Below are 24,542 nucleotides of genomic sequence, written 5' to 3' on the forward strand. Positions count from 1 at the left end.
TCTCGGGTTTCCATTTCTATTGCTTGTGAGAATCGGGGGACGGCAAGCGCCGAAACTTTCCAGCTACTCCTACTTGGCTGCACGAGTGGCCTGTCGCTACGCCCACACGTTTGCTTCCTGCCGGCCAGGCCCACACGGAAAATGGGGGGAATTGCCGGAAACCGACAAAAAAATCTTGCATTGGCCGCTGAGTGTCACTAGTCAGGCGCTAACGGAGAGGTGGCCGAGTGGTCGAAGGCGCTCCCCTGCTAAGGGAGTATACCGGAAACGGTATCGAGGGTTCGAATCCCTTCTTCTCCGCCACTGTTCTTTTGGGTCACAGGCGGCCCCAATTTCTTCTAAGTTTTCAGTGATTTGCGGACAGCCCTAATGATGGGCTTGTTGCTGCTGTGACCCAGTCGTGTGACCCAGAAATGTTTTGGGACACCTTGGACCAAGATTCCAGAAGACGATAAAGGCTGTCGGCCAGATGTCTGCCCTTCCGGGTTAGGGAGGCGACCTTTTGACGTGGGTCCTCGCTGTACTCCTCCAGCCTGACCAATCCGCACCCAGGCACGTTTGCCCCTTTCGAAGTCTTGCTCCAGTTTAAATCAATACCGGATCGAGTGGACGTATGAGAGTGAATGGCGATTAGTTACGGGGGCAGGAAGGTCCTCCGGTAGGCCCCTACGAGGATTGCCCTTTTGGTGCAGAGGAATTCGATGGACTGATCTTCGGCCTAGAGACCTCGAAGGAAGTCAGAGATGAACTGACTGCTCCAGCGGCGGCTTATCCCAACATCTCACGGATGGAGGCTCGCCGCGAGCCCTCCAGTTTCGTTCTGCATATTCACCCTACGCAGCCTCTTTCAGTATCCTAAGGACGCTCGCACGGCCTATTCCTACCGCGTTCACTATCTCGGCTGCTGTCTTACCCTCTGTTTTCAGCTTCAGCATCTCTCTCTCTCTCTCTCTCTCTCTCTCTCTCTCTCGTCCGAGATCTCTGCGGGCCGCGTCCGTCGATAGACGTTCTCTTCCTGCGGGTGCAGGCCACGATTCTCCCCGGACCAGAATCAAGGATGCGTTTCGTTTGCGAATCTCGGCATTGATTCTGATGAATCTTTCGATTGCGAATGGTCCGTTCGGTTCTCATTTCCGGGAGCGAATGCTGTTATAGCCGCTTGCCAACGAGGTGGAGTCGGCGTTTGTGGCCATCCTTTCCCCTATTTTGGGCAGCTTTCTGCCTCTTTCTGAAACAGGCTGCGTCTGTTTCCCTAATGCTAAGCCCCTGCCACCAAAGGCTTTTCTTAATGCTTTGTTAATTTTCTTCCGGGGTCTGCGGCGATTTTGTGTCGTTTCAGCAACAGGGTTCGGCGAAGGGCGATGCAAAGCGCGTGATCTCGCTAGTTGGACGTTGCGCCGATGATCCGGTCTTGTATTTTCAACTCCGGAAGCAAGGGCGGTTGATCGTCCGACTTCTTGAACGTTGGGGATGGGGCAGGGAAAGCTGTCCTTCAGCAAAATACCCAGACCCGTTTGAAACTTTTGACTGGAGGTCAGAAATGAACATCAAGAGCCTTCTTCTCGGCTCCGCTGCTGCTCTCGCAGCAGTTTCCGGCGCACAGGCAGCCGACGCAATCGTCGCAGCCGAGCCGGAGCCCATGGAATACGTTCGCGTTTGCGACGCTTTCGGCACTGGCTACTTCTACATCCCGGGCACCGAAACTTGCCTCAAGATCGGCGGCTTCATCCGTTTCCAGACTTCGTTCGGTGACAACGCCTCGCAGAGCCGTTACAACCAGGCGAACCATGACTTCCTCGGCAACGGCGGCCCGAACTATTCCACTTCGGACTGGGATGCCTTCTCGCGCGCTTACATCTCGTTCGACGCCAAGAGCGACACCGAGTATGGCACGCTCACCGGCTTCTTCGCTGCTGAGTTCAACGCCGACAACGACACCGACTCTGGCGACAGCGACTTCATCGACGTTGATGAAGCCTACATCCAGCTCGGTGGCCTCAAGGCTGGTTTCTTCTACAACTGGTGGGATAAGGGCCTGAACGGCGAAACCGACACGCTCGGCAACGTCACCGAGTTCAACTCGATCGCCTACCTCTACGACGGCGGTTCGTTCCAGGCCGGTATCTCGATTGACGAGCTCGAAGGCTGGTCCACTAAGGCAAACGGCATCGGCGTCTCCGGTATCGTTTCGGCTTCGGTCGGCGGCGTTTCGTTCGACTTGCTCGGCGGCTACGACACCGAATGGGAAGAAGGCGCGATCCGCGCTCTGCTCTCGGCTGACCTCGGCCCGGGCGTCTTCCAGCTCGCTGGTATCTGGGCTTCGAACCCGAACACCTACTGGGCTGAATCCGAGTGGACCGTTGCAGCTTCTTACCGCTGGAACGCTACCGACAAGCTCGCCATCACCCCCGGCGTTCAGTACTTCGGCAGCCTGCAGGACTCGTTCACCGACTTCGGTAGCGACGACATGTGGCGCGCTGGCGTAACGGTTGACTACAAGATCACCGAAGGCCTCGCGACCCGCGTTTCGGTTCAGTATGAAGATGCTGACAACAGCGACGACCAGGTATTCGGCTTCGTCCGTCTGCAGCGCGACTTCTAATATCGTCTGACTTCGGTCAGGAGAGAGAAACCCGGCTTTCGAGCCGGGTTTTTTCGTTTCTGAATTGTGCAACGCTCAGCCACGCGCCGGCGACGCGACCCGGTTAAGCCGGGTGCATGCGCCCGTCGAGGTCAATGGTCGAGATGGCCCTCTGAGTGCAGCCGATCGGTGCTAGCTTGGCGCCGCAGTTGTGATGGCGGTGACAAAGGCGCTCACTGCCTGGCGAGGGCCGTCGAGGTGCAGTAGCGGTGCATGGCCTTGACCTCGTGCGGTGAATGCTACCGTTCCCGAATGTCGCTTGCACATCTCGCTTACCGTCCCTTCCGAGAGTAGCCGGGAGTGCTCGCCTCTGATAACCAAAAGCGGCATCCGGGAAAGGGCCCCATACTGCGGCCAGAGATCTGGCAACAATGTCTCAGCGGTCAGGTCAAGCAGTTGCTGCGCGATGGCTACATCAAAATCTGGCACCGGCGTGCCGTCCTCGTCGCGGTAGACCGCCTTTGCCATTTGTAGCCAATCGCGTTCGCCAAGGATCGGGAAATCGGCTCCGTGGAGTTCTTTCAGATAGCCAGGCGCCATGGACCAGCTTGTCGGCTCGCCTGGCTCCTTGTGGAGATAGTCCCGGATGGCCAGCAGGCCCTCGATTTCGATGACGGGCCCAATGTCATTGAGCACCGCGCCTGCAATGAGGCCGGGTGCAACCCCGATGAGGTGGTGCAGGATCAGCCCCCCGCGGGAAGTGCCGATAAAAACTGCACGATCAATCCCCAGATGCGTGCAGGCCGCAATGACGTCGGTTGTTTCGATTGCGATTGAGTAGTGGCTCTTGTCGTCGTCACGCTGCGAATTGCCTCGGCCGCGATAATCGAGTGAGAAGACGGTGTGTCCGCCACCGCACGGTGACGACAAAAAGATTGCGAGTTCGTGAAAATCGCGGCTGTTGCGGGTGAGGCCCGGCAGGCAGATGATCGGAACTGCAGGTGTGGGACGCACAAGGCCGTAGCTCCGCACGTAGAGTTGCAAATCATCAGCCGCGAGGAACCGATGCTCCCGAAACCCGCCTTGATTCATCGTCTGCCTGCCTCCAACCGCTAACGGCAGGATCGTAGCGGCTCGAGGTGAAAGGGCAAGGCGCGTGCATAGCGCGCATTCGCTGCGAATGGCTCGCTAACAGCGCGCTACTTGCGAACGTGGTCATCTGCCTTGTCAGTAGGGCGAGCATTGTCGCCGTGGACCGCCATAGGGCTGATACGAGTTGTCCCAGGCGCGATAGGACCGATAGCGGGCGTAGCACCAGCGCGTATGGGCATTGCCGCTGACTGCACGCGACCCATTGTAGTATCGCGGCTGACTCAGCAAACCGCCGACGATTGCGCCTGCCGCAAGCCCACCAATGAAAGCGCCGACATCATTGTCGTTGTGGTAGTGGCGGCGATAACGGTCGCGATAGTAGCCATCCCGGTAATAGCCGTCCCGATAGTATCCGCGTCTATCGCCATCCCGGTAATAGCCGCGCCGGCCGCCGCGCTCGCAATAAGGAACGACACAACTGGGGCGGTTCTTTCGGGCTTCGCCGCGCTCGTATGGGAACTGAGCCTTTTGAATGTCAGTCGTTCGAGATACCTGCGGAGCGATCGGGAATGCATTGGCAGGCGGAACACTGCTCATTGCCGTCGCCAGAGACAGGGCGATAATGGATAAGGTCTTCATTGTGTTCACCATTTCCTTCAGGAAAGATCGAACCTTCAGAAGGGAAATGGCTTAAGCCGCCTTTTGTGCCGCCGGCGATCATCACGATTGCTTGAACGGCGGGTGGCGCGTTCGGCTATTGCCGCCCCACCCTCAGATCTTCGACGATGTCGGCGTTCTGCCCGAGCCTCGACTTGTAAACCTGATAGTTTTCCATGACCCGCTGCACATAATTGCGGGTCTCCTGGAATGGAATGCGCTCGATCCAGTCGACGACTTCGTCGATCGGTTTGCCGCGCGGATCGCCATAGCGGCCAAGCCATTCCGGAACACGGCGCGGTCCGGCGTTGTAGGCGATGAAGGTCAGGATATAGGACCCGCCAAAACTACTGATCTGTTCGCCGAGATAGTGCGCGCCAAGCGTGGCGTTGTAGCCGGCATCGCTGGTCAGCCGGTCCTGCGAATAGGCAAGGCCATAGCGGCTGGCGACGCCCTTGGCGGTACCCGGCATCAGTTGCAGCAGGCCGCGGGCATTGGCGGTGGAGATGGCTGCGGGATTGAAGGCACTCTCCTGCCGCGCGATCGCATAGGCGAGCGCCTTGCCGGAACCGTCGATATTGGCGCTTGAAGGGATCACGCCGACGGGAAAGGCGAGCGCCGCGACATCGATGCCGCGTCCGAATGCAATCTTGCCGATCTGGAGCGAAAGCTGGTGGTTTCCGGCCTTCTCGGCGCGCGCCGAAAGCAGGGCGAGTTCGCCGGGACTGTTCAGTTCTTCGGCAAGCGCACGGTAGATATTGTCGGCGCGCCAGGCATGGCCGGCGCTTTCAAGGCGGGAGATCGCCCGCACCGCCTCGCGATTTTCGAATTGTGTCCGATCGCCCGCCGACGGGGCAGGGTAGGCGACGTTCAGCGCCTTGCGGCCAAGCCGGGCGGCTGCGAGTTGACCATAGAAGGTGCCGGGGTAGCGCGCCGCATTGGCGAAATACTCGCTGGCATTGCCCGGTCCGCCGGCCTCGGCCGACCGGCCCAGCCAGTACCAGGCGCGGGAGGCGGAAAGCGGGCGGTTTGACGCATCGAGGATGCGGCGGAAATGGCGAGCTGCGATCGCCGGATCTTCCATGCCGCGTAGTGCATACCAGCCGGCGTGGAATTCGGCATCGACGATATCGGTCGCCTCCGTGGCCATATGACCGGCCGCGATCCGGTAGGCGCCCTTGAAGTCGCCGGCGTCGAGCAGGCCTCGGCTGACAACGCGTTGCTCGATCCACCATTCGCCAGGATTGACGAGCACCCCTCTGTCCCTTGGCATACGGGCAAGCAGCTTGGCCGCTTCCTCGTACTTCTTCTGTTTGCGCAAGGACTCGATCTGAATGAAGAGATAGGCGGGATCCTTGCGCCAGGAAGGATCGACCGCCGCGATCAGCGCATCTGCCTTGTCGTTGCCGCGGCTGACTGCTGCCCAGGCACGATAGAGCGACTGCGCCTTGCCGAGATCGCCAAAGCGTTCGGCCTGTTCGACGCGATTGCGGTAGAGGAGCATGGCCATGCGCCGCTGATGATCGGCGGGTGTTAGTAGACTGGAGAACTCCGCGAGAATCCGGGTCTCGATATCCTTGTCGAGCGCGTCCCGTTGCCAAATTCCGAGCAACCGTTTCGCCGCTGCTTCCGTTTGTCCCTGGGCGACAAGGGCACGAGCCAGGATGAGGGTTCCCTCGGTTGTCTCGGGCTGCGTGTTGCCAAAGGCGTCAAGGACGTCCGGCGCCGGCGGGTTTTCGCGATAGAGCGCCCGCTCCGAATTGGCGCGCAGGGATTTCAGGCCGGGCCATCCCTGAAGTTCGCGCTGGGCATCGGCGATCTCAAAGGAAGGAATGCCGCGCTGGCCGGAAACGGCAATCGCCCAGGTCAGGATGTGACGGTCGAGTGCATCGCGGCTCATGGCATTGCGCACGGAAATCGCGGTCGCCGGCTGCCGGTTGGAGAGGGCGTCGAGGCCCGTCTTCAGATCGCTGTTGACCGGGGTGACGATCGCCGGAATGGCATTGGTGGTTTCGTCGACGGCAACCTGCGCGGCCTTGTTCGATATGTCGGGTTTATGCGCCGGAACCGGTATCCGTTCCGGCGTTTCGGAACTGAAGGCCGGCGATGTGAGCAACGCAGCGCCGACGATGGCGGCGACAGGCAGAAAATTTGATCCGCGCATCAAGAGGCCGTGTTCCCCGTGTCTCACATTCAGCTGCCGCCGGATTGTCTGAGGCAAGACTAGCGGCCAATATTGATCATGGCAATCGCACCATGCCGCCCCAGGCCTATGGCGGAGCGGGACCATTATGCGGGCCGAACGTCAAGCTTTTGCATGAAAACCGGCGTGAAATGCCGTGTCACGACGCTTGCCGCAGCCCCCTCACATGATTATGGTGCGGCAGTTTTTTAACCGTCGATTACGGCCAAAGCATGAGTGCATTTTGCGTCTTTGCGCCGTCAGGAGTTGTGCATGTTCAAGGGTTCCATTCCCGCTCTCGTAACACCGTTCACCGCCACCGGCGCGGTGGATGCGGATGGTTTCGTCGCGCATGTGGAATGGCAGATAAAAGAAGGCAGCCATGGTCTCGTGCCGGTCGGCACCACCGGCGAGTCTCCGACCCTTTCCCATGACGAGCACAAGAAAGTCGTCGAGCTCTGCATCGAGGCGGCGGCCAAGCGGGTGCCGGTGATCGCCGGCGCCGGCTCCAACAACACGACGGAAGCAGTCGAGCTCGCGCAGCATGCCGAAAAGGCTGGTGCCGATGCGATCCTCGTTGTCACGCCCTATTACAACAAGCCGACGCAGAAGGGCCTCTTCGCGCATTATGCCGCGATCGCCGAAAGCGTGAAGCTGCCGATCGTCATCTACAACATCCCCGGCCGGTCGGTCGTGGATATGAGTGTCGAGACCATGGCGGCGCTTAGCAAGGCCTATGCGAACATCATCGGCGTCAAGGATGCGACCGGCAAGATCGAGCGCGTTTCCGAACAGCGCATGGCCTGCGGTCCGGATTTCGTTCAGCTCTCCGGCGAGGACGCGACGGCACTCGGCTTCAATGCCCATGGGGGCGTCGGCTGCATTTCCGTCACGGCCAACGTGGCTCCGCGCCTCTGCGCCGAGTTCCAGGAGGCGACGCTTGCCGGTGAATTCGCCAAGGCGCTTGCCTATCAGGACAAGCTGATGCCGCTGCACAAGGCGATCTTTATGGAGCCCGGCCTTTGCGGCGCGAAATATGCGCTGAACCGCCTCGGCCGGATGAGCCGCACCGTGCGTTCGCCGCTGCTGTCGACGCTGGAGCCGGCAACCGAAGCGGCGATCGACGCGGCGCTGAGGCATGCAGGATTGATGAACTGATGGCACCCAAAGGAAGCCAGCGCACGGTCAACAAGGTTGTGGCGGAAAACCGAAAGGCCCGCTTCAACTACGAGATCGTCGACACCTACGAGGCCGGTCTGGTTCTGACCGGCACCGAGGTCAAGTCGTTGCGCGAAGGCAAGGCCAACATTGCTGAATCCTATGCGACGGACGAAGGTGGAGAGATCTGGCTGATCAACTCCTATCTGCCGGAGTATCTGCAGGCGAACCGCTTCAACCATGAAACGCGGCGGCGGCGGAAACTGCTTCTGTCGAAGCGCGAGGTCAATCGTCTGCAGGGCGCGGTCAATCGCGAAGGCATGTCGCTGATCCCGCTGCGCATCTACTTCAACGAGCGCGGTCGGGCCAAGCTCGAACTGGCGCTCGGCAAAGGCAAGAAGCTCCACGACAAGCGCGAGACCTCGAAAGAGCGCGATTGGAACCGGCAGAAAAACCGCCTGCTGAAGGATCGTGGCTAGAGCAATTCCAGGAAAAGTGCGAAACGGTTTTCCGTCCGGAATTGCGTAATTTCAAAGACTTAGATCACTTCAGTGTTTCGATGAGACAATGAAATGATCTAAGCGATCCTTGGTCCGCTAGATCGCCGCTTTAGATTTCGACGGGGTCCGCCACCGGTTCGGCCGTATGCCGCGGCGTGCGTTCGGAAGGCTCGCGGCCGATTTCGGCCCGCAGCGTTGCGAGGTCGATGAAGTGATCGGCCTGGCGACGAAGGTCGTCGGCAATCATCGGTGGCTGGGTGGACATTGTCGACACGACCGAGACCTTGCGGCCCTTGCGCTGCAGCGCTTCGACGAGTGTGGTGAAGTCGCCGTCACCGGAGAAGATGACGAGGTGATCGACGGTCTCGGACTGTTCCATCGCATCGATCGCCAGTTCGATGTCCATGTTGCCCTTGATCTTGCGGCGGCCAAGTGAGTCGGTGAATTCTTTGGCCGGCTTCGTCACGACCTTGTAACCATTGTAGTCTAGCCAGTCGATCAGCGGGCGGATCGAAGAATATTCCTGATCTTCAATGAGGGCGGTGTAGTAGTAGGCGCGCAGCAGGTAACCGCGTTTTTGAAAGGCTTTCAGGAGTTTGCGATAGTCAATGTCAAAGCCGAGGCTCTTCGATGCCGCGTAGAGATTGGCGCCGTCGATAAAAAGTGCGATCTTTTCGCGGGGATCAAACATCGTCTTTCCTTTTCAATGCCGGCGCATCAAATGCCCGCTGCCGGCCGATACGCAAAAATAAGTCGGTTACATTAATAATTGCTGATATTGCAAATAATGTAGGCTAGGCATTGCATTATTCCAGCAGGGCGCTCGCGAATATAGCTAGTTTTAGCAGTTGCTATAGATAGTCCACATCCCTGGAGTGCCTTTTCTACCAGGCGTTTTGGCGTCGAGGCCAATGATGCAACCAGATGTTTGCGGCTAAGGTTTTCCAGCCCATTATGATCGCATTTTATCACGAAGTGTGACGTTACGTGAGCGGCACTTGCAGGAAAAACTTGAACTTGTCTTGTTTTGATTGTATCCGGGCGGCTAATTCCAGAAATCGGAGCCGACGAGGCCGTCGCTAGACGGCCGTTCCGGTTTCGTGTCGTCAATCCGTGCAGCGGCGATGCCGCCGCGCTTCGAGCCCAAAAGGACAGGCAATGGCCCGCGTCACCGTCGAAGATTGCATCGACAAGGTCGATAACCGTTTCGAACTCGTTCTGCTTGCCAGCCACCGCGCGCGCCTGATTTCCCAGGGTGCCGCCATCACCATCGACCGCGACAACGACAAGAACCCGGTCGTTGCGCTGCGCGAGATCGCCGATGAGACGCTTTCTCCCGGCGACCTCAAGGAAGATCTGATCCATTCGCTGCAGAAGCATGTTGAAGTGGACGAGCCCGAGCCCGATCCGGCTTCGCTGCTTCAATCGGAAGCGGAAACCACGTTCACCGAAGTTGCCGAAGACGAAGATCAGCCGGAAGCGATCACGTTCGACCGCATGTCGGAAGAAGAACTGCTGGCCGGCATCGAAGGTCTTGTGCCGCCGGAAAAGAGCGACGACTACTGAGATCCTTCGCGGAACGACCGTTCCTGCGTGTTTTCAAAGCAGTGCGCCACTCGTATGATTGGCGCACTTTTTTATTGATTTCTTCTGGAGCGGGATGAGGAAAAGTGGATGCGGTTGTCCGCCGGCATCCCGCTCTACCTTATGAGAAACGATTACGTTTATGATTTAGGTCGTTTCGACCTAAAATCACCCTGATCCAGAGGACCGCTAGCGAATGATGCGCCAATACGAGCTCGTTGAGCGCGTGCAAAAATACAAGCCCGACGTCAATGAAGCCTTGCTGAACAAGGCCTACGTCTATGCGATGCAGAAGCATGGCCAGCAGAAGCGGGCAAGCGGCGATCCCTATATCTCTCATCCCCTGGAAGTGGCTGCGATCCTGACGGAAATGCGGCTCGACGAGTCGACCATTGCGGTCGCGCTGCTGCACGACACGATCGAAGACACGACCGCGACCCGCCAGGAGATTGATGATCTCTTCGGCGAAGACATCGGTGCGCTCGTCGAGGGGCTAACGAAGATCAAGAAGCTCGATCTCGTCACCAAGAAGGCCAAGCAGGCTGAGAACCTGCGCAAACTGCTGCTGGCGATCTCGGACGACGTGCGTGTGCTTTTGGTCAAGCTTGCCGACCGGCTGCACAACATGCGCACGCTCGACCACATGTCGGCGGAGAAGCGGGCCCGCATCTCCGAAGAAACGATGGATATCTATGCGCCGCTCGCCGGCCGCATGGGTATGCAGGATATGCGCGAAGAGCTCGAAAATCTCTCGTTCCGCCACATCAACCCGGAAGCTTTCGAGACGGTCACTAGGCGACTGGAAGAGCTTTCCCAGCGCAACGAAGGTCTGATCAAGAAGATCGAGGACGAGTTGCGCGAACTGCTTCAGGCCGAAGGCCTGAAGGCTGCGCAGGTCAAGGGCCGCCAGAAGAAGCCCTATTCGGTCTTCCGCAAGATGCAGTCGAAGTCGCTGTCCTTCGAACAGCTTTCCGACGTCTGGGGTTTCCGCATCATCGTCGATGACATCCCGTCCTGCTACCGGGCGCTCGGCATCGTGCACACCCGCTGGCGCGTTGTTCCAGGTCGCTTCAAGGACTACATCTCGACGCCGAAGCAGAACGACTATCAGTCGATCCACACCACGATCGTCGGCCCTTCGCGCCAGCGCATCGAGCTGCAGATCCGCACGCGGCGCATGAACGATATCGCCGAATACGGTATCGCGGCCCACTCGCTCTACAAGGACGGGGAGGGGAACTCGGCGGATCAGGCCCTGTCGCCGACGTCGAACGCCTATTCCTGGCTCAGGCGCACGATCGAATCCCTCGCCGAGGGCGACAACCCCGAAGAATTCCTCGAGCACACCAAGCTCGAGCTGTTCCAGGATCAGGTGTTCTGCTTCACGCCCAAGGGGCAGCTCATCGCGCTGCCGCGTGGCGCGACGCCGATCGACTTCGCCTACGCCGTACACACCAACATCGGCGACACCTGCGTCGGCGCCAAGATCAACGGCCGCATCATGCCGCTGGTCACACGCCTCAACAATGGTGACGAGGTGGAGATCATTCGCTCGGGCATTCAGGTGCCGCCGCCGGCCTGGGAAGAGATCGTCGTTACCGGCAAGGCGCGCTCGGCGATCCGCCGCGCGACGCGCGCCGCGGTTCGCAAGCAATATGCCGGCCTCGGCTATCGCATTCTGGAGCGCACCTTCGAGCGCGCCAGCAAGACGTTTTCGCGCGAAGCGCTAAAGCCGGCGCTGCATCGTCTCGGTCAGAAGGAAGTCGAAGACGCGATCGCTGCGGTCGGTCGCGGCGAGCTCTCTTCGCTCGATGTCCTGCGCGCGGTCTTCCCGGATCACCAGGATGAGCGCGTGACGGTGAAGCCGAGCGCCGACGATGGCTGGTTCAACATGCGCAGCGCCGCCGGCATGGTGTTCAAACTGCCGGGGCTTGGTAAGGATGCGAACGGCGCAGTACAGGTCGAAGGGCCGGAAGCGCTTCCAATCCGCGGTCTCTCCGGCAATGCCGAGGTGCATTTCAGCCCCGCCGGTGCCATTCCCGGCGATCGTATCGTCGGCATCATGGAAAAGGACAAGGGCATCACCATCTATCCGATCCAGTCGCCCATCCTGCAGAAATTCGACGACGAACCGGAGCGCTGGATCGATGTGCGCTGGGATCTGGACGAAGCCAACAGCAGCCGCTTCATGGCTCGGATTGCAATCAGCGCCCTGAATGAGCCGGGAACGCTGGCCGAAGTGGCTCAGGCGATCGCGACCAGCGACGTCAATATCCGCTCACTGTCGATGGGCCGCGTGGCGGCGGACTTCAGCGAGTTGCAGTTCGATCTCGAAGTCTGGGATCTGCGCCAGCTCAACCATCTGATCACGCAGCTCAAGGAGCTTCCGAGCGTGTCCACGGTGAAGCGCCTCTTCGAATGAGCCAACCGGCGCGGCGCCTGCAGGGCCGCCGTGCCGTTGCTCTACATGTCGCTGCCTCAAAAACAGGCACGAGGTGCATGGCAAAGCGGCAAGGCATGCTGTGACTGCATGGCTGCCGCCTTTTCCTGGAACTGGTGGAAAAGGGACTTCTAAACTATCTTCTGTATCGGGAGGTAAACAAAGAGGTTTGCCATGTTCAATCAGTTGAAGAAGATCACCCGCGCACTGCGCGTCCCCACTCAGGAAGAGCGCGAGCTCGCCTATCTCAATAGCTCGGTCGATCGCATCGATCTCGAGTACCGTCAGCGCCAGATCGATCGCGGCCTGTTCCGCAACTACTAAGTCGATCGCGTCCCGTCTGATGGCGGGATGCTGAAGCCATGCGTTCCGTGAATGGCTCGCCTGCGACACGTGCGCGGCGCGCCAGCGGGTTGCAAGCCGCAGGCATGACGCCTATCTTGCGGCCAGCAAACAGGCGGACGCGCCGTCTTGTGCCGGTCGCACGGCTCCAAGATGCGGTCATGACGGCAGAATGTTATTTAGACGCAGAAAACCGGTCACGATTTCCGAAAGGCTCCGCGCACTCCTGTGGCCGCGCAAGGGCTTTCGGCGTGGCCCGCGCTACATTGCCTTGCGGATCCTGCGCCTCTCCTCGACACCGCACTCGATTGCTATCGGGGTGGCTGCGGGCGCGGCGTCGTCGTTTACGCCGTTCTTCGGTCTGCACATCGTCATAGCCGTCGCCCTGGCCTTCGTGTTCTCCGGCAATCTGGTTGCCGCCGCGATCACCACCGCGCTTGCCAATCCGGTGACGATCCCGATGATCCTGACCGCGTCCTACGAGCTCGGCATCGCCATCTTGGGTGTGGAAAGCGCGCACGCCGCCAGCAGCGCCGATGTGATGCGCATGGTCGAGCACTTCGACCTTTCTGCTCTTTGGGGACCGGTCTTCAAGCCGATGCTCATCGGCTCCCTGCCGCTGGCCGCCGCCGGCGCGCTGATTTCCTATCTTGCGGCTTACCACGCTGCTCGCATCTTTCAAAAGCGACGCCGCGCGCGCACCAAGGACTTCGGATCTTCCTCATGATCATAGGCATAGGCAGCGACCTGATCGATATCAGGCGGATCGAAAACTCGCTTTCTCGCTTCGGCGAGCGCTTCGTGCAGCGCTGTTTCACGGAAATCGAGATCGCCAAGTCCGAAGGCCGGAAGAATAGGGCTGCCTCCTACGCCAAGCGCTTCGCCGCCAAGGAAGCCTGTTCGAAGGCGCTGGGCACCGGTCTCGCGCACGGCGTCTTCTGGAAGGACATGGGCGTCATCAATTTGCCCGGCGGCAAACCGACAATGAACCTCACCGGCGGTGCGGCGGAGCGTCTGGCGCAGATGCTGCCGCCCCATCACCGGGCGGCCATTCACCTAACGATCACCGACGATTTTCCTCTGGCGCAGGCCTTCGTGATTATCGAAGCGCTGCCCGTTGCCCCGGTTGAGGGAACGGTTTAGAGCATTCCGCTGGAAAACCCGGTCCGAGGCGATTGAAGGGCAGGCAGCCTGCAGCATATGGGACCGGATTGTACGCAGTTTGAAGGTGGGATCAGAGCTGCGGAAGAAAGTTAAGAGCAAGCCCCGGTGAGGGCGTTGCCATGATAAAGGAAGACACGAGCGTGGCAGAAAAGACAGAAGCGAAGCAGAGCGGTCTCTGGGAAAACGTGAAGGTCGTTATCCAGGCGCTGCTCCTGGCCGTGGTCATCCGTACCGTTCTCTTTCAGCCCTTCACCATTCCCTCGGGCTCGATGATGCCGACGCTGCTCGTCGGTGACTACATCTTCGTCAACAAGTTCGCCTACGGTTTCTCCAAGTATTCACTGCCGCTTTCTCCCGATCTGTTCTCCGGCCGCATTCTCGCCAGCGAGCCGAAGCGTGGCGATATCGTCGTCTTCCGCTTCCCGCCGAACCCCGACATCGACTATATCAAGCGCCTCGTCGGCCTGCCGGGGGATCGCGTCCAGGTGCGCAACAGCATCCTTTACATCAACGACAAGCCGGTCGACCGCGTGCCGGACGGTGCGTTCCGCGCCGACGATCAGTACGACACCGGCGGAGACGTCCCGGTCTATCGTGAGACGATGGACAACGGCGTGTCCTACGACACGCTCGACCAGTTCCCGGATTCGCGCGGCGACAACACCCGCGAATTCATCGTGCCCGAAGGCCACTATTTCATGATGGGCGACAACCGCGACAACTCGGCCGACAGCCGCTTCGACGTCGGCTTCGTCCCGGCCGAGAACCTGGTTGGCCGCGCCAGCATGATCTTCTTCTCGCTCGGCAACGACACCTCGTTCCGCGAAGTCTGGAAGTGGCCGGCGAACCTGCGTTACGATCGTCTGTTCAAGGCGGTCGAATAATGAAGTCGCGGTCGCTGAGCGCGGAGGATCGGGCAAAACTCGAGACCGTGATTGGCTATCAGTTTGCTGAGAAGGAGCGCCTGGATCGGGCGCTCACCCATTCCAGCGCCCGTAGCGCCAAAGGCTCCAATTATCAGCGCCTGGAGTTCCTGGGCGACCGGGTGCTGGGGCTCTGCGTTGCCGAACTTCTGTTCCAGACGTTTCGCGATGCAAATGAAGGCGAGCTGTCGGTGCGGCTGAACCAGCTCGTCAGCGCCGAAAGCTGCGCCATGGTCGCCGACGATCTGGAACTGCACCAGTTCATCCGCACCGGTTCCGACGTCAAGAAGATTACCGGCAAGGCGATGATGAATGTGCGCGCCGATGTGGTAGAGTCGCTCATCGCCGCCATCTATCTCGATGGGGGCCTTGAGGCCGCCCGCGGCTTCGTGCTGCGCCATTGGAAGGATCGGGCGGTCCGCGCCGACGGTGCCCGCCGCGATGCGAAGACCGAATTGCAGGAATGGGCGCATGCCAAGTTTGGCATCGCGCCGACTTACAGAACGGACGATCGTTCCGGCCCGGATCATGATCCCCGCTTCACGGTAACCGTGGAGATCGCGGGGGTCGCGCCGGAGACCGGGATCGACAGGTCCAAGCGTGGCGCCGAGCAGGTCGCCGCGATGAAATTGCTGGAACGCGAAGGCGTGTGGCGGAAAAACTCCGCCGGAAATTGACGGAAAAAATGACGGACATGGAAAAAGATACGGCCGCTGAAGGCGCGCCGACCCACTCGGGTTTCGTGGCGCTGATCGGCGCGACAAACGCAGGCAAGTCGACTTTGGTCAACCGCCTCGTCGGCGCCAAGGTTTCGATCGTCAGCCACAAGGTGCAGACGACGCGCGCGATCGTGCGTGGCATCGCCATCCACGACAACGCGCAGATCGTCTTCATGGATACGCCCGGCATCTTCAAGCCGCGGCGGCGGCTCGACCGTGCCATGGTCACGACCGCCTGGGGCGGCGCTAAGGATGCGGACGTGATCATGCTCCTGATCGATAGCGAGCGTGGCCTGAAGGGCGATGCGGAAGCGATCCTCGAGGGGCTGAAGGAAGTGCACCAGCCGAAGATCCTCGTGTTGAACAAGATCGACCAGGTGCGTCCGGAGGATCTTTTGAAGCTCGCGGCCGCGGCCAACGAGACGATCAAATTCGAACGCACCTTCATGATCTCGGCGCTGAACGGTTCGGGCTGCAAGGACCTCATGGACTATCTTGCCGAGACGTTGCCGGAAGGTCCCTGGTACTATCCGGAGGATCAGATTTCCGATTTGCCGATGCGCCAGCTCGCGGCCGAAATCACCCGCGAGAAGTTGTTTCTGCGCCTGCATCAAGAGCTTCCCTATGCCTCGCATGTCGAAACCGAGAAGTGGGAAGAGCGCAAGGACGGATCGGTCCGCATCGAACAGGTGATCTACGTCGAGCGCGAAAGCCAGAAGAAGATCGCGCTCGGCAAGAACGGCGACGCGATCAAGGCGATTTCGACGGCGTCGCGCAAGGAGATCTCCGAGATCCTCGAGCAGCCGGTGCATCTCTTCCTGTTCGTCAAGGTGCGCGAAAATTGGGGCGACGACCCCGAGCGCTTCCGCGAAATGGGCCTCGAATTCCCGCGATAGGCTTGGGCACATAGGATGCCGGCAAGGGGCAAGCCGTGCGGTGGATGCCGCCTCAGTTTGCCCTGGCCTCAGCGATCTGCCGCTTTCCCAGGGCCGGGCCGATCATCTCGATGCGGTTGGTCCAGATGTAGCCGGAAAACCGCGGCGGGACCAATTCCAGATCCTGCGTCGTATCGATCCCGGTGGTGAAGTCGCCGCCGTGATAGGGGCCGAGCAGGATGATCTCGCTTCCGGCCGCTTTCATGCGCGCGGAGAACCGATCGGGCCAACCCCAGAGAAAATGCGCGTAATTGCCGGGCACGATGACGAGCGTGTTCCTGCAGGCCTCCGGCATCAGACCGGTCCAGCCATAGCCGAGATAGCGCGTTAGGCACGCCATCGTCGACGTCCGGTCATAGCCGCGCATCCCTTCCAGGCGCTTCAGAGTCTCGCGAGTCGGTTCCTCTCCGCCATAGACTCCGAACATAGCCTGCCGCCATTGTGGCTGCGCTTCGATCAGCGTTGCGAGTGCCGCGCCCTCCTCGGTGCGCCGGCTCTTGAAGTTGACGAGAAACCTGCGGTCGGGCAGGGCAGCCAGCACCTCATCCAGCGTCGGCATCTGGCCGACGCCCTTTCCGCGGAAGGGGAAGGTCTTGCCGCCATCGGCCGTATAGCCGTAGCCGATATCGAGGCTCTTCAGCGTCGCCATCGGCGTTTCCTCGGTGACGCCCTTGGCTTCGGTCCGGCAATCCAGCGTCCAGTCATGGAAGACCGCGAATTTCTTGTCCGGGGTAAGATGCACGTCGAGTTCGACGACGTCGGCCCCGGCGTCGAAGGCAGCCTGCATGGAGGCAATCGTGTTCTCCAGATAGGAATGCTGCGGCGTGTCGATGATCGTTGCCGTACAGGTGTCGTTGCCGACATTCGTCTTCGGATAGGTCTGGTGGACGCCTCGGTGCGACAGCAGTTTCGCCGAGCCTGCCGGTGGCGTGACGAACAGCGACGTGTTCATCAGCCAGACGACGGCGGCAAACAGAACAATGGCAGCAACGAACTTCTTCATCCTGATTCTCCTCTTCGAATCCGGATTGCTCGACATTGTGGCGTCAGGATGTTGATACACGCCTCACGTGCGTGTCGCGGATTGCGAACGATGTGTCACCCGCGCGCGCGGTTGACCCTCAGCCGCGCCCTGTGAGACGTAGCTATCGCTGATTTTGCGATCCGGAGAAAAGAGATGCCGCAGCTTGTCGAAGGAAAATGGGTCAAGGGCGACGTTGCGGCCAGCGAGATGAAAGGCGGTGCATTCTACCGGGAGCCGACGCGCTTTCATCGCTGGATCACGCCGGACGGGAGCCCAGGGCCGGATGGCCAGCCGGCTCTGCCGGCCGAGGCGGGGCGCTACCGCCTGTTCGTTTCCTATCTCTGCCCCTGGGCCTCGCGCACGATTGCCTTCCGCAACCTCAAGGGATTGCAGGAGATCATCGGACTTACGGTGGCCAACCCGGTGCTCGGTGAGGATGGCTGGACCTATGACGAGCCGGTCGATGCCGGCGAGCGCGTCGGCAAGATCCGTTTTCATCATGAACTCTATGTGGCGAGCGACCCGACCTATACCGGCAAGGTCTCGGTACCGGTTCTCTGGGACATGCGCGAAGGGCGGATCGTCAACAACGAGTCCGCCGACATCATCCGCATCCTGAACTCAGGCTTTGATCATCTGACCGGCAACCGGCTCGATTTCTATCCGGAGGCGTTGCGTGGCGAAATCGATCGCTGGAATGGCCCGATCTACGAGCGGGTCAACAACGGCGTCTACCGATCCGGCTTTGCAAAGACGCAGGAAGCCTATGATGAGGCGGTGTCGAGCCTGTTCGGCATGCTCGACGAGCTCGAGGCGCATCTTACGGTCAATCGCTATCTCGCAGGCGAGTACCTGACCGAGGCAGACATCCGCTTGTTCGTCACCCTGGTTCGCTTAGATGCGGCCTATCACGGCGCCTTCAAATGCAACATCCGCCGGATCGAGGACTACCCGGCGTTGTCGAACTATCTGCGCGAAATCTATCAATGGCCGGGTATCCGCGAGAGCGTGCGCATCGATCAAATCAAACGCGGCTACTACGGCATTGCCCATATCAATCCGACCCGCATCGTTCCCGCCGGCCCGATGCTGGATTTCGATCGCCCGCATGATCGTGCTCGCTTGCGAGGGCGCGGAGTCGTTGGCGCATAGCCGCGTTTCCTCATTTGCTAAGGAAACAAATCTATGAGGGGCCATAGAGAACCCATTGCCAATCGATGGAAGCTTCCTAAATTAAATGGAAGTTCTGATGGATAGGAGCCCGATGGCGGCTGGCCTGACGAATTTCCGGCGGGGCAAGCACAAGGATCCTGACGCGCCCGCTGGATACCCGTGACGCCACGCCCGAGCCGGTTCTCGCCGCTTCCGGACGTGCTCGCGTCTGTTCGCCATGCGCGCTCACGCAACCCCCGGAAGCCCCGAAAGAGCCGGCCCTTCGCATCTCTCGTGCGCCAGGACACGTATGTAGGTCTGGTAGGGGTGAGATATGAATGCAGCATTGTTGACTTTGCTTCGCCGTCTGGTGCGCAACGGCAATCTGACGGTGACTTTTTCTTCCGGCGAACAGGTCATTTTGGGTGACGGCACCGGAAAACCGGCATCAATCCGCATCGTCGACGCGGAGGCGGAGAATGCGATCGTCCGGGACCCGGGCCTTCGCTTTGGTGAAATGTACATGGATGGGCGCGTCGTCATCGAAAGAGGTGACATTTTCGACGTGCTTTCGATCGTGAAGGCGAACGGCATCGAGAATGCGGCAAATGCCACCAACACGATCACAGGCCTGTGGCATGTGCTGCGCCAGCAGTTGGTGAGCCGCATGCCGGTCAATCGCAACCGGAACAACGTCGCCCATCACTACGATCTCGATCGCAATCTCTTCAACCTGTTCCTCGACGAGGACTGGCAATACTCCTGCGCCTATTTCCAGCCGCGGGGAATATCGCTCGACGCAGCACAGCTCGCCAAGAAGCGGCACATCGCCGCGAAGCTTCTGCTGGAGCCGGGGCAGAAGGTGCTGGAGGTCGGCTCGGGCTGGGGCGGGATGGCCATGTATCTGGCCGAATCTTCCGGAGTCGAAGTCACGGGCATCACGCTCAGCGAGGAGCAACTGAAGGTTTCCCGTGATCGTGCCGCCAGGCGCGGGCTTTCCGATCGCGTCCGCTTCGAACTGCAGGACTACCGAACCCTTGAGGGCCGGCAGTTCGATCGCATCGTTTCCGTCGGCATGTTCGAGCATGTCGGCATCGGCAACTACGGAAATTTCTTCAGCAAGATAAAGGAGCTGCTGACGCCGGAAGGCGTCATGCTGCTGCATTCGATCGGCCAGGTCTACAAGCCCTGGGCGACCAACCCGTGGATCGAAAAGTACATCTTCCCCGGCGGTTATATTCCCGCTCTCTCCGAGGTTCTGCCGTCGGTCGAGCGTATGCGGCTGCTGGTGAAGGATGTCGAGATCCTGCCGATGCACTATGCCTGGACCTTGCGGGCCTGGCGTGAGCGTTTCGTCGCGCGCCGCGAAGAGGCGGTAAGGCTCTACGACGAACGCTTCTTCCGCATGTGGGAGTTCTATCTGGCGGCTTCCGAAACGGCCTTCCTCTACGACAAACACTTCATCTTCCAGCTTCAGCTCTCGCCTTCTCTCGATGCCGTGCCGGTCACGCGCGGCTACATCGAGGAGCGGGAGCGGCAATTGATCGAGTTCGAGAAGCGTCGGCCGCCGCTCGAACCGGTCAACAATTGGGACGAGGCGCCGGCGGAAGAACACATCGAACCGGCTGCGATCGCGGTCTGATGCAAGGGCCATCCCTGTCGCTATAGGTCGACACGGGATGGCCATCTCCCATCTTCTGTGGAGTTCGGAATTTCCTCCGAAGGCCTTCACTTGGCCTCGAAGCCCTGCGCCTTTATGGTCGCCGACCAAACGACTGCCTGTTTCCGCGGATCATCTCCGATCCAAGGACAAAACGTGCAGTGCTTCCAAGCGCTGCAGGAAAGACGGAATTCCCATGGCCAACCCCGCTAAATCCATCGCCGCCATTATTGCCAGCGAAATCAAGGCAGCACCTTCGCAGGTTAAAGCCGCTGTCGAGCTGTTGGACGAGGGGGCAACGGTGCCGTTCATCGCGCGCTACCGCAAGGAAGTGACCGGCGGCCTAGACGATACGCAATTGCGTATGCTGTCGGAGCGGCTGACTTACTTGCGCGAACTCGAGGCGCGTCGGGCATCGATCCTCGAGTCGATCCGCGGGCAGGACAAGCTGACGGACGAACTGGAAGCCAAGATCGCTGCCGTCGAAACCAAGGCGGAACTTGAAGACATCTATCTGCCCTACAAGCCGAAGCGCCGCACCAAGGCTGAGATCGCCCGCGAGCGTGGCCTCGCGCCGCTGGCGGAAGCGATTCTGGCCGATCGCTCCGTCGCGCCGGCCGATCGCGCAACGGCCTTCCTGACCGCCGAGGTGGTTGATGTGAAGGCGGCGCTTGATGGCGCGCGCGACATCATCGCCGAAGGCATGACCGAAAACGCCGATCTGCTTGGCCGCCTTCGCAATCATATGAAGGGCGCCGCCTTCCTGCGCGCCAAGGTCGTCGACGGCAAGCAGGAGGCCGGCGCCAAGTTCTCCGACTATTTCGACCATTCCGAGCGCTGGGCGACGACGCCCGGTCACCGGGCGCTGGCGATGCTGCGTGGTTGGAACGAAGAGGTTCTGTCCGTTGATATCGTCGTCGATCAGGACGACACGTCGCCGGTAAAGCCGGTCGAGCGCATGATTGCCGCCGCCTACAATGTCGGCGCCCATCTGCCGGGTGACAAATGGCTGGCCGAGATGATCGGCTGGACCTGGCGCGTGAAGCTCTCCATGTCGCTGTCGCTCGACCTGATGCGTGAACTGCGCGAGCGTGCCGAAGAGGAGGCGATCCACGTCTTCGCCCGCAACCTCAAGGACCTGCTGCTTGCCGCGCCTGCGGGATCGCGGGCCACGATGGGCCTCGATCCGGGCATCCGCACCGGCGTCAAGGTCGCGGTGGTCGACGGCACCGGCAAGCTGCTCGAAACGACGACCGTCTACCCGTTCCCACCGAAGAACGACGTTCGTGGCACGCAGGCCGAGCTCGCCTCGCTGATCCGCAAGCACAAGGTGGAGCTGATCGCGATCGGCAACGGAACCGGCAGCCGTGAGACCGAAAAGCTCGTTGCCGACATGCTCCTGCAGCTGCCGGCGCCGAAGCCGACCAAGGTCATCGTTTCCGAAGCCGGCGCCTCGGTTTACTCGGCATCTGAAACGGCCGCCTTGGAATTCCCCGGCCTCGACGTTTCGCTGCGTGGTGCAGTCTCGATCGCCCGCCGCTTGCAGGATCCGCTGGCCGAGCTTGTGAAGATCGAGCCGAAGTCGATCGGCGTTGGCCAGTACCAGCACGACGTCGACCAGTCGAAGCTCAGCCGCTCGCTCGATGCGGTGGTGGAAGACGCGGTGAACGCCGTCGGCGTCGACGTCAACACGGCGTCGGCACCGCTGCTTGCCCGGGTGTCCGGCCTCGGCAAATCCTCGGCCGAGGCGATCGTCGCGCATCGTGACGCGACCGGGCCGTTTGGAAGCCGCAAGGAACTGTTGAAAGTGCCGCGGCTCGGCGCGCGCACCTTCGAACAGTGCGCAGGCTTCCTGCGCATCCCGAACGGCAAGGAGCCGCTCGATGCCTCCTCCGTCCATCCGGAAGCCTATGGCGTCGCCAAGAAGATCGTGGCCGCCTGCGGGCGCGACGTGCGCGCTCTGATGGGCGACAGTGTCGCCCTGAAGCAACTCGACCCACGGACCTTCGTGGACGAGCGCTTCGGCTTGCCGACCGTCAAGGACATTCTCGCCGAACTCGAAAAGCCGGGCCGTGACCCGCGCCCGAGCTTCAAGACCGCGACCTTTGCCGAGGGCATCGACGACATCAAGGACCTGAAGGTCGGCATGCAGCTCGAGGGCACCGTCACCAACGTCGCGGCTTTCGGTGCCTTCGTCGACATCGGCGTCCACCAGGATGGCCTCGTCCACGTGTCTCAACTCGCGGACCGTTTCATCAAGGACCCCCATGAAGTGGTGAAGGCCGGGGATGTCGTGACTGTCCGCGTCACTGAGGTGGATGTCGCCCGCAAGCGCATCGGCCTGACGATGCGGAAGGATGGTGGCGCTGAGTCAGGCCGCGAGGCCCGTGGCAGCGCACCGAATGGCGGCAACCGTGGCGCGCCCACGCGCCCGCAGAAGCCGCAAGCGCCGTCGCAGGGCGCCTTTGGTGCGGCCCTGATGGAGGCGATGAAGCGCAAATAGCAGCTTCGGCATCGGTTCTGCAGCGCCGCGCGTCATTACGACGCGCGGCGTCTCCGATGGATGGTCTATAATTTAGATAATTGTAATAATCGCGGCTTTCCGCCATACTCTCTCCATCGTGGCAACTGCGCTGTTTTGTGAGCAGTGCGCCGATGGAGCAGCCGGATTTACGGCGGAAAAGGTTAGCGGAAACTCCTCCTCCGCCGGGCATCCGGTGAAAGGAGTTGCGTGATGGTACGCAAGGTGATCCGCGGCTTCGCGCTGGCCGCCCTTCTGGCAGCCGGGGTGACGGCGCGCCCGGTCCCCGCAGTTTCGCAGGCCCCGATAAATTGCGCGAACCGATCCGAGGTGATCGAGTTTCTGGCGCGGCAGTATCGGGAAAAGCCAGCCGCGACGGCGCTCATCAATCCTCAGGCGATCCTGGAAGTCTATGCGGCCGACAACGGCAGCTGGACATTGATCGTCACGGACGTCAACGGCCGTAGCTGCGTCATCCTTGCCGGCAAGAGTTGGGAAGCTCTGCCGCCGCTGCCAGTTCCAAAAGCATAGTCGGCCCTCCCGCCAGCCGAAGCCCTCAGAGGGGCCGGCCGATGCTGGAATAGGCAAAGCCGTGCTTGGCAACCTCGTCCTGGCGGTAGATGTTCCTGAGGTCGACGAGAATAGGCGTCTTCATCGCGGATTTCAGGCGGCGGAAGTCAAGCGCGCGGAACTCGTTCCATTCCGTTACGATCACTAGCGCATCCGCTTCGTTGGCCGCCTCATAGGGATCGCTGGCATAGTCGATGCCGTCGATGATCTTCTTGGCGTTCTCCATGCCTTCCGGGTCGTAGCCGATAATGTGGGCGCCGGCATCCCGCAGCGTCTGCACGATGGCGATCGCCGGACTGTCGCGCATGTCGTCGGTGTTCGGCTTGAAGGTGAGGCCGAGGATCGCGATCTTGTGCCCGCGCACGTCGCCGCCGGCAGCCGCAATCACCTTGCGGCCCATTGCCCGCTTGCGGTTGTCGTTGATCGCAACCGTGGTCTCGACGAGCCGGACGGGCGCGTCATGGTCCTGCGCGGTCTTGACCAGGGCCAGCGTGTCCTTCGGGAAGCACGAGCCGCCATAGCCGGGGCCCGCATGCAGGAACTTCGAGCCGATGCGGCCATCGAGGCCGATGCCGCGGGCGACGTCCTGGACATTGGCGCCGACCTTTTCGCAGAGGTCGGCCATCTCGTTGATGAAGGTGATCTTCATCGCCAGGAAGGCATTGCCGGCATACTTGATCAGTTCGGAGGTGCGGCGTGACGTGAACACGAGCGGCGACTGGTTGAGATAGAGCGGCCGGTAAACCTCGGTCATGACGTCACGCGCCCGCGCATCATCGTCGACAACACCGATGACGATCCGGTCCGGCCGCTTGAAGTCCTCGATCGCCGCACCCTCGCGCAGGAATTCCGGATTGGAGACGACGGCGAAATCGGCGTCAGGATTGGTTTCGCGAATGATGCGCTCGACCTCATCGCCCGTGCCGACCGGAACGGTGGATTTGGTAACGATGACGGTGAACCCCCTGAGGTTCTCGGCGATCTCGCGGGCCGCTGCATACACGTAGGAGAGGTCGGCATGACCATCGCCGCGGCGGGAAGGGGTGCCGACCGCGATGAAGATCACATCGCTGTCGGCGACGGCGGACACGAGATCGGTCGTGAACGACAGTCGACCCGAGGCGACGTTGCTGGCCACCAGATGGTCGAGGCCGGGTTCGAAGATCGGAATACGCCCCTGCATCAGCGCGTCGATCTTGCTCTCATCCTTGTCGAGACAGACGACGTCGTGACCGAAATCCGCAAAACACACACCCGAAACGAGGCCTACATAACCGGCGCCGATCATTGTGATTTTCATAGGCTCTTTCCTTTGTTGTCTGGCGAGCTCTTGTCCGC

General features: G+C 60.7%; 21 protein-coding genes and 1 tRNA gene. 16 read left to right on the forward strand and 6 right to left on the reverse strand.

Annotation, left to right across the window (positions count from 1 at the left end; genetic code table 11):
- Positions 1 to 213: 213 nt before the first annotated feature.
- Both IB265_RS05255 and IB265_RS05260 read left to right on the forward strand, forming a co-directional pair.
- A tRNA-Ser gene (locus IB265_RS05255) sits at positions 214 to 303 on the forward strand.
- A 1,237-nt stretch (positions 304 to 1,540) separates the two neighbouring features.
- On the forward strand, positions 1,541 to 2,602 hold the full coding sequence (locus tag IB265_RS05260) for a porin (RefSeq protein WP_112948741.1): 1,062 nt from the start codon (positions 1,541 to 1,543) through the stop codon (positions 2,600 to 2,602).
- A 171-nt stretch (positions 2,603 to 2,773) separates the two neighbouring features.
- On the opposite strand, the gene IB265_RS05265 is transcribed toward IB265_RS05260, so the two are convergent.
- From IB265_RS05265 to IB265_RS05275, 3 genes are all read right to left on the reverse strand, one after another.
- On the reverse strand, positions 2,774 to 3,673 hold the full coding sequence (locus tag IB265_RS05265; RefSeq protein WP_057252827.1) for an alpha/beta fold hydrolase: 900 nt from the start codon (positions 3,671 to 3,673) through the stop codon (positions 2,774 to 2,776).
- Between the two features lie 135 nt (positions 3,674 to 3,808).
- Positions 3,809 to 4,312 (reverse strand): BA14K family protein, encoded by a 504-nt coding sequence (locus IB265_RS05270; protein WP_082615971.1) that lies wholly within the window; start codon positions 4,310 to 4,312, stop codon positions 3,809 to 3,811.
- Between the two features lie 115 nt (positions 4,313 to 4,427).
- A complete protein-coding gene (locus IB265_RS05275; RefSeq protein WP_057252823.1) occupies positions 4,428 to 6,494 on the reverse strand; it encodes a transglycosylase SLT domain-containing protein in 2,067 nt (688 codons plus the stop codon).
- A gap of 291 nt (positions 6,495 to 6,785) precedes the next feature.
- Between IB265_RS05275 and dapA the strand changes: the two genes are divergently transcribed.
- Entirely contained in the window at positions 6,786 to 7,670 is an 885-nt protein-coding gene (dapA, locus tag IB265_RS05280) for a 4-hydroxy-tetrahydrodipicolinate synthase (RefSeq protein WP_057252820.1), read from the forward strand.
- Positions 7,670 to 8,149: an SsrA-binding protein SmpB gene (gene smpB / locus IB265_RS05285; protein ID WP_057252818.1), complete on the forward strand. Its 480-nt coding sequence runs from the start codon at positions 7,670 to 7,672 to the stop codon at positions 8,147 to 8,149. The genes dapA and smpB overlap by 1 nt, the downstream gene beginning before the upstream one ends.
- A 130-nt stretch (positions 8,150 to 8,279) precedes the next feature.
- On the opposite strand, the gene IB265_RS05290 is transcribed toward smpB, so the two are convergent.
- The gene (locus tag IB265_RS05290) at positions 8,280 to 8,861 is read right to left on the reverse strand and encodes an NYN domain-containing protein (RefSeq protein ID WP_057252816.1); all 582 of its coding nucleotides are present in this window, start codon (positions 8,859 to 8,861) and stop codon (positions 8,280 to 8,282) included.
- A gap of 467 nt (positions 8,862 to 9,328) precedes the next feature.
- Here IB265_RS05290 and rpoZ point away from each other — a divergent pair, with 467 nt between their 5' ends.
- The 8 genes from rpoZ to era all read left to right on the forward strand — a co-directional run bounded on the left by rpoZ (position 9,329) and on the right by era (position 16,238).
- A complete protein-coding gene (gene rpoZ / locus IB265_RS05295; protein WP_057252814.1) occupies positions 9,329 to 9,736 on the forward strand; it encodes a DNA-directed RNA polymerase subunit omega in 408 nt (135 codons plus the stop codon).
- Between the two features lie 214 nt (positions 9,737 to 9,950).
- Complete coding sequence (locus tag IB265_RS05300; protein WP_057252812.1) at positions 9,951 to 12,176, forward strand: bifunctional (p)ppGpp synthetase/guanosine-3',5'-bis(diphosphate) 3'-pyrophosphohydrolase; 2,226 nt, start codon at positions 9,951 to 9,953, stop codon at positions 12,174 to 12,176.
- A 192-nt stretch (positions 12,177 to 12,368) separates the two neighbouring features.
- Positions 12,369 to 12,518, forward strand: coding sequence for a DUF3563 family protein (locus IB265_RS05305; protein WP_065377015.1), 150 nt, complete (start codon positions 12,369 to 12,371; stop codon positions 12,516 to 12,518).
- Between the two features lie 289 nt (positions 12,519 to 12,807).
- The gene (locus tag IB265_RS05310; protein WP_244495677.1) at positions 12,808 to 13,263 is read left to right on the forward strand and encodes a DUF2062 domain-containing protein; all 456 of its coding nucleotides are present in this window, start codon (positions 12,808 to 12,810) and stop codon (positions 13,261 to 13,263) included.
- Positions 13,260 to 13,679, forward strand: coding sequence for a holo-ACP synthase (gene acpS, locus IB265_RS05315; RefSeq protein ID WP_057252809.1), 420 nt, complete (start codon positions 13,260 to 13,262; stop codon positions 13,677 to 13,679). The genes IB265_RS05310 and acpS overlap by 4 nt, the downstream gene beginning before the upstream one ends.
- Positions 13,680 to 13,840: 161 nt before the next feature.
- Positions 13,841 to 14,584: a signal peptidase I gene (lepB, locus tag IB265_RS05320; RefSeq protein WP_057252913.1), complete on the forward strand. Its 744-nt coding sequence runs from the start codon at positions 13,841 to 13,843 to the stop codon at positions 14,582 to 14,584.
- A complete protein-coding gene (gene rnc / locus IB265_RS05325; protein WP_141679572.1) occupies positions 14,584 to 15,300 on the forward strand; it encodes a ribonuclease III in 717 nt (238 codons plus the stop codon). The genes lepB and rnc overlap by 1 nt, the downstream gene beginning before the upstream one ends.
- Positions 15,301 to 15,308: 8 nt before the next feature.
- On the forward strand, positions 15,309 to 16,238 hold the full coding sequence (gene era / locus IB265_RS05330) for a GTPase Era (protein ID WP_057252807.1): 930 nt from the start codon (positions 15,309 to 15,311) through the stop codon (positions 16,236 to 16,238).
- 52 nt (positions 16,239 to 16,290) lie between these two features.
- Here era and IB265_RS05335 read toward each other — a convergent pair whose 3' ends face one another.
- Positions 16,291 to 17,280, reverse strand: a complete 990-nt coding sequence (locus IB265_RS05335) for a glycerophosphodiester phosphodiesterase family protein (protein ID WP_057252805.1) — start codon at positions 17,278 to 17,280, stop codon at positions 16,291 to 16,293.
- 174 nt (positions 17,281 to 17,454) lie between these two features.
- On the opposite strand from IB265_RS05335, the gene IB265_RS05340 reads away from it, so the two are divergent.
- The 4 genes from IB265_RS05340 (at position 17,455) to IB265_RS05355 (ending at position 23,165) form a co-directional block, all read left to right on the forward strand.
- Entirely contained in the window at positions 17,455 to 18,453 is a 999-nt protein-coding gene (locus IB265_RS05340; RefSeq protein ID WP_057252803.1) for a glutathione S-transferase family protein, read from the forward strand.
- Between the two features lie 334 nt (positions 18,454 to 18,787).
- Complete coding sequence (locus IB265_RS05345) at positions 18,788 to 20,095, forward strand: cyclopropane-fatty-acyl-phospholipid synthase family protein (protein WP_057252801.1); 1,308 nt, start codon at positions 18,788 to 18,790, stop codon at positions 20,093 to 20,095.
- 214 nt (positions 20,096 to 20,309) lie between these two features.
- Positions 20,310 to 22,616: a Tex family protein gene (locus tag IB265_RS05350; RefSeq protein ID WP_057252799.1), complete on the forward strand. Its 2,307-nt coding sequence runs from the start codon at positions 20,310 to 20,312 to the stop codon at positions 22,614 to 22,616.
- A gap of 231 nt (positions 22,617 to 22,847) precedes the next feature.
- Positions 22,848 to 23,165 carry a hypothetical protein gene (locus IB265_RS05355; protein WP_057252797.1) on the forward strand — a complete coding sequence of 106 codons (318 nt, stop codon included), beginning with the start codon at positions 22,848 to 22,850 and terminating at the stop codon, positions 23,163 to 23,165.
- Between the two features lie 25 nt (positions 23,166 to 23,190).
- Here IB265_RS05355 and rkpK read toward each other — a convergent pair whose 3' ends face one another.
- The gene (rkpK, locus tag IB265_RS05360) at positions 23,191 to 24,504 is read right to left on the reverse strand and encodes a UDP-glucose 6-dehydrogenase (RefSeq protein ID WP_058329452.1); all 1,314 of its coding nucleotides are present in this window, start codon (positions 24,502 to 24,504) and stop codon (positions 23,191 to 23,193) included.
- Between the last annotated feature and the right edge of the window lie 38 nt (positions 24,505 to 24,542).

Origin of the sequence: Ensifer sp. ENS10, assembly GCF_014852025.1 — a bacterium.
GTDB lineage: Bacteria > Pseudomonadota > Alphaproteobacteria > Rhizobiales > Rhizobiaceae > Ensifer.

Coding starts and splice junctions, on each gene's coding strand:
- IB265_RS05260 (WP_112948741.1), top strand. CDS start 1,541: ATGAACATCAAGAGCCTTCTTCTCGGCTCCGCTGCTGCTCTCGCAGCA.
- IB265_RS05265 (WP_057252827.1), bottom strand. CDS start 3,673: ATGAATCAAGGCGGGTTTCGGGAGCATCGGTTCCTCGCGGCTGATGAT.
- IB265_RS05270 (WP_082615971.1), bottom strand. CDS start 4,312: ATGAAGACCTTATCCATTATCGCCCTGTCTCTGGCGACGGCAATGAGC.
- IB265_RS05275 (WP_057252823.1), bottom strand. CDS start 6,494: ATGCGCGGATCAAATTTTCTGCCTGTCGCCGCCATCGTCGGCGCTGCG.
- dapA (WP_057252820.1), top strand. CDS start 6,786: ATGTTCAAGGGTTCCATTCCCGCTCTCGTAACACCGTTCACCGCCACC.
- smpB (WP_057252818.1), top strand. CDS start 7,670: ATGGCACCCAAAGGAAGCCAGCGCACGGTCAACAAGGTTGTGGCGGAA.
- IB265_RS05290 (WP_057252816.1), bottom strand. CDS start 8,861: ATGTTTGATCCCCGCGAAAAGATCGCACTTTTTATCGACGGCGCCAAT.
- rpoZ (WP_057252814.1), top strand. CDS start 9,329: ATGGCCCGCGTCACCGTCGAAGATTGCATCGACAAGGTCGATAACCGT.
- IB265_RS05300 (WP_057252812.1), top strand. CDS start 9,951: ATGATGCGCCAATACGAGCTCGTTGAGCGCGTGCAAAAATACAAGCCC.
- IB265_RS05305 (WP_065377015.1), top strand. CDS start 12,369: ATGTTCAATCAGTTGAAGAAGATCACCCGCGCACTGCGCGTCCCCACT.
- acpS (WP_057252809.1), top strand. CDS start 13,260: ATGATCATAGGCATAGGCAGCGACCTGATCGATATCAGGCGGATCGAA.
- rnc (WP_141679572.1), top strand. CDS start 14,584: ATGAAGTCGCGGTCGCTGAGCGCGGAGGATCGGGCAAAACTCGAGACC.
- era (WP_057252807.1), top strand. CDS start 15,309: ATGACGGACATGGAAAAAGATACGGCCGCTGAAGGCGCGCCGACCCAC.
- IB265_RS05335 (WP_057252805.1), bottom strand. CDS start 17,280: ATGAAGAAGTTCGTTGCTGCCATTGTTCTGTTTGCCGCCGTCGTCTGG.
- IB265_RS05340 (WP_057252803.1), top strand. CDS start 17,455: ATGCCGCAGCTTGTCGAAGGAAAATGGGTCAAGGGCGACGTTGCGGCC.
- IB265_RS05345 (WP_057252801.1), top strand. CDS start 18,788: ATGAATGCAGCATTGTTGACTTTGCTTCGCCGTCTGGTGCGCAACGGC.
- IB265_RS05350 (WP_057252799.1), top strand. CDS start 20,310: ATGGCCAACCCCGCTAAATCCATCGCCGCCATTATTGCCAGCGAAATC.
- IB265_RS05355 (WP_057252797.1), top strand. CDS start 22,848: ATGGTACGCAAGGTGATCCGCGGCTTCGCGCTGGCCGCCCTTCTGGCA.
- rkpK (WP_058329452.1), bottom strand. CDS start 24,504: ATGAAAATCACAATGATCGGCGCCGGTTATGTAGGCCTCGTTTCGGGT.